Origin of the sequence: Polaribacter haliotis (assembly GCF_014784055.1) — a bacterium.
In the GTDB taxonomy this organism is placed as follows: domain Bacteria; phylum Bacteroidota; class Bacteroidia; order Flavobacteriales; family Flavobacteriaceae; genus Polaribacter; species Polaribacter haliotis.
The window spans coordinates 155,934-168,617 of record NZ_CP061813.1; the positions used below are offsets into that span (position 1 = coordinate 155,934).

A 12,684-nucleotide genomic window follows, 5' to 3' on the forward strand; every position below is an offset into this window, starting at 1 on the left:
TTAATTTAAAAATAAAACATGTTAAAGACATCAGTAATACATCCAACGATAATGGAGGCACTTGCACGTTCAGGTCATTTTGCACAAGTTGTTATTGCAGATGGTAATCTTCCAGTTGGAGCGATGACAGGACCAAACTCTACTACTGTACATCTTAATTTTCGTCCAGGTCTTTTAGATGCGCTTACAGTACTAGAAGGTTTAATAGAAGTTTGCCCTTTTCAAGGAGCAATCGTTATGGAAAAACCTGCTGAAGCAAATGCAGAGATACATGATGCTTATAAAAATTTACTTGGAGATGTAACTTGGAATGAGATGGAGCGATGGGCTTTCTACGATAAAATTAGAGACCCTAATACAACTTTAATTATTCAAACTGGTGAACAAAGGCGATTTGCTAATTTGATTTTAACTGTTGGTGTTGTGAAAATGGCAGAAGAAAGTGGTTTTTAATAATTTGAATATAGCTTGCGATAATAAAGTTTTGAAAACTTAAAAATGTGACCTATTTAAATAGCGTTGCAGAAATAATCTAAAGGTAGTGATCTTATATCACTGCCTTTTTTTATGTGAAGTTTTTAGAAGTATGGCTTAAATTCTACTTTAGAATCTGATAAACTATCTGTTAAAGATTTATCTCTAATTCAAAAATGAATAAAGCAGTATAAAAGAGAAGTAGGTTCTATTAATATTTGGAACTTTTTATTATTAATTTCTTTAAAGTTTACATACTATTTATGTAATACATGTATTTTATTCATAAAAAAAGGGTTTACAACTTTTTAAAGTTGTAAACCCAATAAATAATTAACTCAATTCAAATTAATATTGTTTAATATCCTGCATTTTGAGATATTTCATCAAATGAAGTTACTTCTCCATTTGGTATAGGAAATATGTAATAATTAGGACTAATTGTTTCTCCCATTTCTGCATTCATTATACCTGCTTCAGCAGCTTCAGCTCTAACCAAATCAAACCATCTGTGACCTTCTAAAGCAAGCTCTAATCTTCTTTCGTCTAAAATAGCTTGTCTAACATCGTCTTTTGAAGTGGCAGTTGTACCTAATAAACCTGCTCTTGTTCTAATTCTATTCAATTCTGTAATTGCAAGTGCAGTTTTAGAGTTTTCATTTAAAGCCTCTGCATATAGTAAAACAACATCTGCTAATCTTAATTCTATCCAATCTTGTTCTGTTGAACCTAATGTAGAGTATTTTACAGAGATAGGATTCCCACCATTATTGTTAACTGTTAAAGCGCCTCTTACATCCATTGGATTCGCAGCAAAAGCATTAACCAAATCTGGAGATACTGGCCCTCCTTCATCTGCTTTAGTATTTTGCCCAGCATACCAGTTTGTAAAACTTTCTCCACTATAACCAACAGATCCAGACATTTGTGTTGCAAACAAAATAGCACTATTTAAATCACTATTAAAAACATCTGCAAATGACATAGAGCTGATAATGTTTGCGGCACCAGTTCCGTTAACAACTGCTGCTAGTTGTACTTCAGCAGCCGGATAATTACCCATTGTTGCCAAAACTTTACCAAGTAAACCTTGTGCTGCATATTTTGTAGCTCTACCACTCGCTGCTGCTGCTGTTGAAACGGCTAAGCCATCTCTTGCTGCTTCTAAATCTGGTATTATTACATTATTATAAACATCATTTTTAGGCTGTCTTGCAACATCTGCTGCTGCAATTTCTTCCACAGTAGGATTTATTAAATTAACAGAAACATCTCCAAATACCTGTACCAATTTAAAATAAGATAACCCTCTAATAAATCTAGCTTCAGCTACAAGGGTAGCATCTTTAGAATTTATTATAACATTATTAGCACTTAATATAGAGTTATACAAAGCCACATAAAATGGGCTGAAAAAAGTACTTGACGAAGTAGCCGCTAAAGGACTTGGTGCAGTAAATTTATCAAAATCTGTAAATTCTTCATCAAATAAGCCATTGTCAGCTCTAAAGTCTCCAAATATTGCCATTGGTGCAACAGCTTGGTTTTGATAGTTATATGCAGCAAATAATACTGGTGTATAATCTGATATTGCATTTGCATCGCCTAAATTAGGTGGTACCTGATCTAAATCTGTAGAACATGCAGTTATAAACAACATGATGGCCATTAATATAAATGTATTTTTCATTATTTTTTTATTTAAAAGTTAATATTTATACCAAATGTAAAAGTTCTTGCAACTGGAGTTTCACCAGATTGATGTCCGAATGTTATTGGTCCTGCATAATTACTAGAACTAGATGTATCTACACCTTCTGGATTATAAGAGGTATAATTATCTCCAAAAATGTATAATAAATTAGTAGCTGCAGTATATACTCTAACTGAGTTTAAACCAACTTTTTGCGCTATAGAATCATCAAGAGTATAGCCAAAAGTTAAGTTCCTTAAAGCTAAAAAACCAGCGTCTTGTATAACAGCATCTGTCTTGTCTCTAGCTCTTGTATAAAATAATCCAGTAGCATCTTCTTTACCATCGCTATTAGCATCAAAACTACTACGTAATCTTCCTCCCCAATTAGAACCGTTATATAATGGATCTACATTGTAAACGATTCCACCATGACTTCCTTGAAATTGTAAACTTAAATCAAAATTCTTGTAAGAAAAATTATGATTCATACCCCAGTAAAAATCAGGTGTGTTTGTTCCTTGTTTTACTAAATCTCCACCCTCAGCTACAGTTTTTGTAGCATCTATTTTACCATCACCATTTTGATCCACTACATAAACTTCTCCACTAGAATTACCAATTACATCTAATGGATTTATCATGTGTTTTTCTGCAACCCATCCAGTTGTTTCTAATGTCCATAACTCACCAATTTCTCCACCTACATAATTTCTATAAACTGCAGCTCTTCCAGAAGTACCATAATTTGTAACATCTGGTAATTGAGATAAACTACCTAAATCAGTAATTTTAGTATTTACTGTTGATAAATTTGCACCCATATTCCATGAGAAATTGTCGTTATTTATTAACCTTGCACCTAATTCAAATTCTAAACCAGAACTTTCAACATCTCCAGAATTTAGTCTTATTGAATTTCTTCCAAAAATATTAGAAACACTTTGATTGATTAAAATGTCTTCAATATCAGAAGTATAATAGTCTAATCCTAAAGTAAAGCGATTATCTATAAAACCGAAATCCACTCCAAAGTTTGTCTCAGTATTTGTTTGCCAAGTTAAATCTGGGTTTGCTAAATCATTTGGTATATTATATGCGTTACCTAAAACAGAAGTTCCTGCATTTATAAAGCTTAATGCATTGTGGAATCCTAAATCTGAAACCGTTCCTAATGACCCATAACTAATTCTTGGCTTTAGTTTACTTATAATTCCTTCTTGATTGAAAAAAGCTTCATTATGAACATTCCATCCTGCTGAAAAAGCTGGGAATATCTCATATTTATTATTAGCTCCAAAACGAGAATCACCATCTCTTCTTATGGAAGCTGATACTAAATAACGATCGTCATAAGCATAAGCAACTCTTCCAAAAACACTTTTTCTGTGATTAATTTCTTCTCTTTCTGTTACAACTGTATTTGCGTTTCCTAACAATGCATAATTTAAAGGTTCACCAAGAAGTTGGGTTACATTATTTCCTGCAATTGAAACTCCTGAAATATAATTTTTTTGAAATTCCATACCTATCAATGCAGATATATCATGTTTATCATTAATTACTTTTGTGTAGTTTAATGTAGTTTCACTTAATACAGAATATCTTTTTAACTCTTGTTGGTTCAAGTACGTATCTTCTAAATCTCCATTATTATCACCACCAACTAAATAATGCTGATTTGCTTGCGTGTCTCTGAAATCTCCACCTAAAACAGTTTTTATATTTAACCCGTCTAAAATATTATATTCCAAATAAGAACTAACATTCGCAAAATACTCTTTTTGTGTATTTGATTTGTTATCAATTAAAGATGCAGTACCTGGGTTACTAGAACCTCCAATACCATTACCAGCTCTTCCATAATGCCAATCCCAAGCAGGGTCACCAGCTTGTAAATCATAAATACTTCGTGCACCATGAGTACCTGGAATATCAAATCCTGGTCTTCCAGCATCGAATGCTGTAAAGCCATTCACACCACCTTGTCTACTAACTCTAAGTCCTAAGGCTTTATGTCTTGCTTCTAATTCTTTAACAAATGCAATAGATGCATCAGTATGATAAATAGGGTGGATGCTTGCTCCTCTTAATATATCTCTCAAATCATGTTCTAATGCAGAACTATTAGAAGTATATCCATTAAAACTTAACCCTGCCTTAAACTTATCGCCTAATTTAGTATCTGCGCTTAAACGTGCGTTAATTCTTTCGAAATCTTGTGTTACTGTAATGCCATCAACATTTTGATATCCTAAAGACGCAAAAAAGGTTGAAGTATCACTACCTCCACTAGCACTAAAGTTATGACTTTGAGTACTACCTCCATCAAAAACATAATCTTCAATAGCCACAACATCTGGAGCATTGTTATAACCCCATAATTTATAGTCTACATAACCTGGAGCCGAAGCTTCTAACTCAGAAACATCCCAATTACCATTAGCAATTTGTTCTTCAGCATGTTTACCCCATTGATTAGCGGTCATGTTTATATTATCTCTATATTTTTCTGAAAAACTAGTATATGCATCATAGCTAAACTTAACTTTACCTGATTTACCTTTTTTAGAAGTTATCAAAATAACACCATTTGCTCCTCTAGAACCATAAATAGCAGCAGAAGCCGCATCTTTTAAAACTTCTAAACTTTCAATATCATTAGGATTTACAGTAGCTAGAGTTCCAGAAATAGGATATCCATCTACAACAATTAGTGGATTTGAATTTCCAGTAATAGACGAAGCAGCTCTAATTGCAATTTTTGGATCTGCACCAGGGTTTCCACTTTGATTTTGAATAAAAACACCGGGTAATTTACCTGCTAAAGCTTCATCTACACGTGCAGTTTGTACAGCAGCAATATCTTTACCTGTTACCTTTGCTATAGCACCTGTAAGATGTGATTTTTTTCTTGTACCATAACCAACAACTACAATTTCATCTAATTCACTAGCATCTTGTACTAAAGAAACGTTAACTGTTTTTTGGTTTCCTATTGTAATTTTTTGTATAGTAAATCCAAGATAAGAAAATTGCAAAACATCTCCACTCTTAACTGTTAAGGAATAGTTTCCATCAAAATCTGTTTCTGTTCCTTTATTAGTTCCTTCTATAATTATAGAAACACCAGGAAGTAATTCGTTGTCTGCTTTGGAAGTTACAGTACCTTTTACGGTGTAACTACCTTGTGCAAAAAGACAAACGTTCATTAACAATGCTACTAACAATGTTATTCTAAGTTTTAATTTCATTTTTGATTGTTTTTATTTAATATTTGATAAATTATTATTTTCTCTTTTCAATTTTGATTTTTTTTAATTCGATTTAAAAAAATGGGGTGCTAATTTATATTCACACCTAGTATTAGAAGTAATTTTCATTTCATAAACTTATCGTTTTTGGTTATATTTTAATTGGTTAACTAGATTGGTAAACCAATCTGGCGCACCAAATATATGTTAAAAAAATGTTACTACAAAATAAAAAAGGTAAAATAGAATAGTATTAAGTTAATTAAACATAGAATACTTTAAATATTTGATATGAAATTATTTGAATTTTATAAAATTTTATCTAAGTCAACTTTAAATAATAATTTTTTGTAAAATTTACCAATTCCACAGAGTGCCATCTTCTAATCTATTAACGGGTAAATAAGATCTTTTATATGGATATTTTTTTGCAGCTTCTTCATCAAACTCTACACCCAAACCAGGTTTATCTTCCATATAAAGAAGCCCTTCTTTTATCTCAACATCATATTTAAAGACTTCATTTAATTTTTCAGTTCCAAATCCTATAAATTCTTGAATACCAAAATTTGGTACCCAAAGATTAAAGTTCATTTGAGCCATAAAACAAATAGGAGATTGGTCTGGAGCTCCATGAGGTGCCATACGAACATGATGCATGTCAGCAAAATCTGAAATCTTTCTTAACGGAGTAATACCACCTCCATGAGAAACTGCAGTACGTAGATAATCTATCCATTGATTTTCAATTAAAACTTTTGCATCCCAAACTGTGCTAAATATTTCTCCAACTGCCAATGGAACAACAGTATGTTCTCTAACAATTTTATATCCTTGTGGGTTTTCAGATGTTACAGTATCTTCCATAAAAAGAAGATTGTAAGGTTCTAAAAGCTTACCTAATCTAGATGCTTCAATTGGAGTTAATCTACTGTGAACATCATGACATAAACCAATCTCATATCCAAAACGTTCACGAGCTTGTTTAAATAGTTCAGGAATAAAATTCATGTACTTAGAAGTAGACCATTGTTGTTCTGGTGGTAAAGGTCTATCTCCTTGTAATTCGTAGTAATTTTTTTTACCTTCCAAAGTTCCATATGTACCTTTAAGGTTAGGAATAGAACATTGTAATCTAACAACTTTGTAACCTTGATTTATCATTGTTCCTAAATTGTTAAGAACCTCATCAATGGTTTCACCATTAGCATGACCATAAACAGTAACTCCTTTTCTACTTTTACCACCAAGTAATTGGTAAACTGGCATGTTGGCTTTTTTACCTTTTATATCCCAAAGTGCCATATCTATGGCTCCAATAGCGGTCATAGTTACTGGGCCTTTTCGCCAATAAGCTCCTTTGTATAAATATTGCCAAATATCTTCTATTTGACTTGCATCTTTACCTATTAAACATGGCGCAATATGTTCCTCTAGATAAGTTGCTACAGCCATTTCTCTACCATTTAGAGTTGCATCTCCTATTCCATAAATACCTTCTTCTGTAGTGATTTTTATAGTTACAAAATTACGTCCAGGAGAACAAACAAATACTTTTATATCTTTAATTTTCATTTAGATTTTGTCTTTTAATTTTTTATAATTCTTTTTAAATATAAAACCTACTATAAGCATTATTCCACCTATAAAAACAAAACAAAGTCTTCCAGTAAGATCATTAGGAATAAAAACGAGTAAAGAAAGAAATGTACCATAAACCAAACACATATTTCCTAAAATCATATACTGCTGAGCATCATTACCTTTATGTCCATTTTCTTTTTCATAATCAATAGGTGTGTTTATTTTTACAAAAAACTTTTCTACATCTTTATGATATTTTTCTGGTGAGGTGTTTCTAAACTTTCTTGCTCCTAAAAACCAAGCACTACAAAACACAATTACTGCAAATACATTTGAGAAGAACATTACATCAATCAATTCACGTTTAGACCAAGGTTTATCAACTCCGATAAATTCTAATAAAGCTTCTGGGCCAATATGTGTTTGTATGATATAGGAAATTAGCATTCCTAATAAAACTGTAGACCAACCTGCCCATCTTGGTGTATCTTGATAAATAATACCCCAAGTTAAAGGAATCATAAACGGAAGAGATATCATTGCTCCAAGTCGCATATTAATATCGAAAAGATTTATGCCTTCCAATTCACTAAAGAAAATAGCCGATAAAATAACCAATCCTCCCAGAACAACTGTAGTGATCATGGATACTCTAAATAGTTCTTTATCATTTGCTGATTTTCTAAGAATTGGTTTATAAAAATTTCTTACAAAAATACCAGCATTACGATTTAATGTACTGTCCATAGAAGACATGGTTGCTGCGAAAATTGCACATATCATTATTCCAATCATACCAACTGGAAGTAACTCAATTCCCATGGCTAAATAAACACCATCTACAGCTTTTTCTCCTAAAGGTTTTAAAGAATCTACAGCAGACAAATCTGGAAACAAAATAGATGCAGCCATTGGTGGAATAAACCAAACAAATGTAATTGTGAAAAATAATATGGATGCCATTAAAGAAGCTTTTTTTGCTTGATTAGAATCTTTAACTGCTAAAAAACGATACCCATCGTTTGTATTGTTTACAGAAAAAAACTGTTTAGAAAATGAGGCAATTACCCAAAGCCAAACAATCTTACTATCTGCTAATTCGGACCAATTATATTGAGAAGTTGGTAATTTATCTATAAAATCACCTACACCACCAACTTCACGTAAAGATAAAAATGCCATTACAAATGCTACAGGTACCATAATCATTAATTGCATAAAATCACTTGCAACAACAGCCCATGAACCACCTAATAAGGATATTATTAGTACGGTTATTCCAACTGAAATCACAGTCATTTCCATACTAACTCCAAATACTGTAGATATTATAATTCCTAAACTATATAGCCAAACACCTCCATGAATTACTCCAAAAGGTACAACCATCCATGTAAAAAATTGTTCATTTGCTTTTCCAAAACGTTCTCTTACCACTTCAATAGCTGTAACAGCTCTAGTTTGTCTAAATCGTTTGGAAAAATAGAGGTAACTAATAAAGAAACCAACCCCATTTGCCATATAAACTACAAAAACAAAAGTTCCAGTTTCATATGCTTTTCCTGCAGCACCTGTATATGTTACTGCGCTAATAAAAGACATAAAAGTTGTTGCGCCAACAAGCCACCAAAGCATACTACCCCCTCCTCTAAAATAGTCACTAGTGTTTTTATTCATCCTTTTAAAAACAACTCCAACAACTATCATAAGCAAAAAGTAAGCTGCGATAACCATATTATCATAAAATGTAATCATATTTTATTAATTTTAAATTTTAATACTTATGTAATTAATGCACTATTTTTCATCGGTTTAATACTGGTGCGCCAAACTGGTGCACCAAATATATAATTATTATTTTGCTTTCTTGTAATAAATATTTATTTCTTAATAAGATTTTTAATAACATTGTCGATTGTATAATATTTTTTAGATTCTACAAAACCTATAGAAAAAGTTTGAGCTGTAGTTAGGTGTTTGGATGTTTTTTTTCCATTTTGTCGACCAAAACCAAGTACTGTCATATCTGGTCGGCTTATATAGTTATCAGGAAAATTATCATTTTCATGATGTAAAACGTACAACATTCTCGATGAGTTTTTATCACCAAAAGCTATCCATTCTGGAGATGGTAAATCACCAAGAAAAGGTTCAGTAATTGGGTGTTGTTTATTGTCTAAAGATGAATACCAAAAATCTGTGTTATCCATTTTCCCACCTGGAACACCTTCGTATTGTACCCAATATTTATAACCTTTGCTTATTTTTATCATAGAAAAATCGCAACGATCTGGATAGAAATCCCATAGTCCTTCCCATTTTTTATTATCCGAAATAAATTTAATACGAATATGTTTTTCAGATTCTATCTCTACAATAGAATTCGATGGATCAGTTTTGGCATTCATAGCATGAAAATAACTGCCATCTTGCTTATGAATAGCATTTGGAAATCCTCGATATTCGCCTTTATGACCAGAACCTGCTTTATTATGAAATCCAATCCAATCCACATTATCTTTATCAAGCATACTCGATAAACCGCCTCCATTTTTTTCTAAATAATAGGTTGCTATGGGTGTTGATATAATATATGCAGGAACGTTACCAGCAGATTTATCTAAACCATTTGTAAGTTTTACTTTCTTATGATTACAAGAATTTAAGCCTAGTATAAGAAATATAAAAAGAGATAGTTTTTTTATATACATAATGCAATCTTGATTATTAACTTGAAAACATTTAATTTTTGGCGCTACGTTTTAATAAAAAACCAATACAGAAAATAATAATTGAACAAATTGCGAACATCATACGACCCCAAAAAGGATTTGGAATAAGAGCCATTAATAAAATTCCTGCACTCATAACGATTACCATGTTACCTAATTTACGTCGTTGCTGAACATCGAATTCATCTTGTTGATTATCTGCAATAAAAGGAGTCTCTAAATTTTTAAAAAAACGATCTGTGCCAAGTTTATTTTTATCTTTTGCTTCTTTGTAAAATAATGATGTTGCCCAGAAAAATCCAGAAGTAATAAATACATGGCCAGCAATAGTAAGAATAATGTTCATATCAATAATTTCTCTCTGGGTAAGATTTTCAATCCCAAACATTGAAGCGCAAACTTCTGCAGTAAATACATTCATAACAAACCAAGAAACAAAAAAACCTACCACTATTGTAGCCCAAGGTGCCCATTGTGGAGTTTTTTTCACAATAATCCCTACTACTAGCGGAACCATCATTGGCAACTGAACCATGGTAGAAACAGACATCATTAATTCAAACAAACTAAGTTCTTTTAGCGACGCGAAATAAAGGGCAGCTGTTATAACTCCAATTCCACTTATAAAACTTACCAGTTGGCTAATTCGTAACAATTTCTTATCGCTGGTCTCTTTATTCCTTTTAGCTAAAAAAGGTTGATAGATACTTCGAATAAAAATTCCAGCATTTTTATTAAGGGCGGAATCCATTGAAGACATGGAAGCAGCAAAAAGACCAGCCATTAATAATCCAACAGTTCCTATTGGCATTGCGTTACGAGCAAATACTAAATATACAGCATCTGCTGCTTTATTGCCTAATTGGGAATAATCCGCTGCTGCATTTGGGTACAGAGTAGCTGCTGCCCAAGGAGGAATAAACCAAATAATACTACCTACACCCATCAAAATCATAGCTAATAATGCAGCTTTACGAGCATTAATAGAGTCTTTTGCATTCAAAAATCTAAAAGAATCGTGAAGATTCATCATTGTAATAATTTGTTTGGGCAGAAAGAATATAAAAGTTCCTAATAAAATTAAAGGATAGTTCATATTAGGGCCAATGAGAAAACCTCCAGGAAAGTTTTCAACTAAATTTACTGGGCCACCAACTTTTACTAAAGCTACTACTGCACAAGCTATAGAAACAACTGCAACAACCAAAGTTTGAACAAAATCTGAAGCAACAACTCCCCAAGCACCAGAAAGTACTGATACGAAAAGTACAGTTAAACCAATACCTATAATAGTTATTGATATATCCGCATCAAAAACGGCGCTAGTAAAAACGCCTAATGCATTTAACCAAACACCTGCATTTAAAAATGAAAACATAATTAACGCCCATGAAAAGAACTGCTCATTTTGATCTCCAAATCTACCTTTTATGGCTTGTGTAGGAGTGTCTACTCTCATTTGTCTAAATCGATGTGCAAAGTATGCCCATCCACAGAAGAAGGCAAAAGTATTACCAATATATACTGCAACAATAGCAAAACCATCAGTAAAAGCTTTACCAGCTGCACCTGTAAACGTTACTGCTGAAAACTGTGCCATAAATGCAGTCGAGCCAACCATCCACCATAACATTCTTCCACCTCCACGAAAATAATCACTAGTAGATTTACTTGCCATTCGTGAAAACACAATACCAATGGCAAGAATCAATATAAAATATAAGCCTATTACTAAATAGTCATAAAACATAGTTTTTGTTTTTTATTGAAGGTGACGAACATCCGTCCAATTCTCATTCTTTCTGATTATATCTATGAGTTGCTGGTAAAGACTTCCTTCTTTAAAGGATTGATAAGGAGTAAAAGTTTCTCCTTTAATATCTCTTACGAATTCACGAGCTAGGTATTGCCAATTACGTTCAGTATCTCCCTCAATATTTGGTTGGTCTTCAACAATATCTTTAGGTAAAGACATCTCTTGCCATGTTTTATTTTCATTCCAGATATATAAAGGTCCCATTCCATAATGACCTTTAATATAAATGGCCCCTTTTGTGCCGTAAAAAACGATATGATCTTCATTAAATCTAGGATTTAAACCACCATGTTTGAATAATATGGAAACCGGCTTTGATGCTATTGGACTTTCTAACTTTGCCATTACAGTGTAAGTCCATTCAACATTACTTTTACCCCATTTAAGTGAGGGATTGTTAAGGTCTTTGGGGATATGATCTCTTCTGGTTTTAAAATTGTGAACACCTTCAACGATTGGTGCTTTCCCTAAATCGTCTCTTACTTCCCCAATTATTGAAAGTATTTTTTCTCCTATTACAGATGTTGCAATAGACATCATATGAGTAAAGTTATTATTTAAACGACCACCACCATCTTCTTTTCTATGTGACCATCCGAATGGAATATCTCGTTCTAAATTAAAGTGAGATATAAATTCAGCTTCAAGGGGTTCGCCAATCTTACCATTTGCAACAAGTCGTTTTGCATGAATAACACATGGCATGTAACGAAAACTAGAGGCAAAGGCTGTTTTTACTTTTTTCTGTTTTGCTAGTTCATATAATTCCAATGCTGAATCTCCATCGACAGTTAGTGGCTTATCGCTAAACACATGACATCCAAACTCGATTGCTTGTTTTATAGTATCATAATGCGCACCACCAGGTGTAGCTATCGAAACAATATCTGGCTGACAATCTTCTAAAGCTTGCTGCCAATTTGAACTAGAGTAGGGAATAGCCATTTTATTAGCGACCTCACTTATTACACTTGGTGTTCGACCAACAATACCTACTACTTCAGCTCCTACTGCTCGAAATGCAACTGTATGACCCTGTCCAGCAAATCCAGTTCCTGATATTAGTACTTTTAACTTTTTTTCCATTAGTGTATTTTTGGTTTTGTCCCTGATCTAACAAGCGTTTCTTTA

Annotated in this window: 8 protein-coding genes; 1 reads left to right on the forward strand and 7 read right to left on the reverse strand. The window is 32.6% G+C overall.

What is annotated here, in order from left to right:
- The first annotated feature begins 18 nt into the window (after positions 1 to 18).
- The gene (locus tag H9I45_RS00470) at positions 19 to 453 is read left to right on the forward strand and encodes an RbsD/FucU domain-containing protein (protein WP_088355257.1); all 435 of its coding nucleotides are present in this window, start codon (positions 19 to 21) and stop codon (positions 451 to 453) included.
- 379 nt (positions 454 to 832) lie between these two features.
- Here the strand turns inward: H9I45_RS00470 and H9I45_RS00475 are convergent, their stop codons facing one another.
- The 7 genes from H9I45_RS00475 to H9I45_RS00505 all read right to left on the reverse strand — a co-directional run bounded on the left by H9I45_RS00475 (position 833) and on the right by H9I45_RS00505 (position 12,639).
- The gene (locus H9I45_RS00475) at positions 833 to 2,164 is read right to left on the reverse strand and encodes a RagB/SusD family nutrient uptake outer membrane protein (RefSeq protein WP_088355256.1); all 1,332 of its coding nucleotides are present in this window, start codon (positions 2,162 to 2,164) and stop codon (positions 833 to 835) included.
- Positions 2,165 to 2,175: 11 nt separating this feature from the next.
- The gene (locus H9I45_RS00480) at positions 2,176 to 5,421 is read right to left on the reverse strand and encodes a SusC/RagA family TonB-linked outer membrane protein (protein WP_088355255.1); all 3,246 of its coding nucleotides are present in this window, start codon (positions 5,419 to 5,421) and stop codon (positions 2,176 to 2,178) included.
- A gap of 357 nt (positions 5,422 to 5,778) precedes the next feature.
- Positions 5,779 to 6,996 (reverse strand): D-mannonate dehydratase ManD, encoded by a 1,218-nt coding sequence (gene manD / locus H9I45_RS00485; RefSeq protein ID WP_088355254.1) that lies wholly within the window; start codon positions 6,994 to 6,996, stop codon positions 5,779 to 5,781.
- Complete coding sequence (locus H9I45_RS00490) at positions 6,997 to 8,760, reverse strand: sodium:solute symporter family transporter (RefSeq protein ID WP_088355253.1); 1,764 nt, start codon at positions 8,758 to 8,760, stop codon at positions 6,997 to 6,999.
- Positions 8,761 to 8,885: 125 nt separating this feature from the next.
- Entirely contained in the window at positions 8,886 to 9,716 is an 831-nt protein-coding gene (locus H9I45_RS00495) for a hypothetical protein (protein ID WP_088355252.1), read from the reverse strand.
- A 31-nt stretch (positions 9,717 to 9,747) separates the two neighbouring features.
- Complete coding sequence (locus H9I45_RS00500) at positions 9,748 to 11,427, reverse strand: sodium:solute symporter family transporter (protein ID WP_217896868.1); 1,680 nt, start codon at positions 11,425 to 11,427, stop codon at positions 9,748 to 9,750.
- Between the two features lie 72 nt (positions 11,428 to 11,499).
- Positions 11,500 to 12,639, reverse strand: coding sequence for a Gfo/Idh/MocA family protein (locus H9I45_RS00505; RefSeq protein WP_088355250.1), 1,140 nt, complete (start codon positions 12,637 to 12,639; stop codon positions 11,500 to 11,502).
- Positions 12,640 to 12,684: the final 45 nt, after the last annotated feature.

Coding starts and splice junctions, on each gene's coding strand:
- H9I45_RS00490 (WP_088355253.1), bottom strand. CDS start 8,760: ATGATTACATTTTATGATAATATGGTTATCGCAGCTTACTTTTTGCTT.
- H9I45_RS00475 (WP_088355256.1), bottom strand. CDS start 2,164: ATGAAAAATACATTTATATTAATGGCCATCATGTTGTTTATAACTGCA.
- H9I45_RS00505 (WP_088355250.1), bottom strand. CDS start 12,639: ATGGAAAAAAAGTTAAAAGTACTAATATCAGGAACTGGATTTGCTGGA.
- H9I45_RS00470 (WP_088355257.1), top strand. CDS start 19: ATGTTAAAGACATCAGTAATACATCCAACGATAATGGAGGCACTTGCA.
- H9I45_RS00495 (WP_088355252.1), bottom strand. CDS start 9,716: ATGTATATAAAAAAACTATCTCTTTTTATATTTCTTATACTAGGCTTA.
- H9I45_RS00480 (WP_088355255.1), bottom strand. CDS start 5,421: ATGAAATTAAAACTTAGAATAACATTGTTAGTAGCATTGTTAATGAAC.
- manD (WP_088355254.1), bottom strand. CDS start 6,996: ATGAAAATTAAAGATATAAAAGTATTTGTTTGTTCTCCTGGACGTAAT.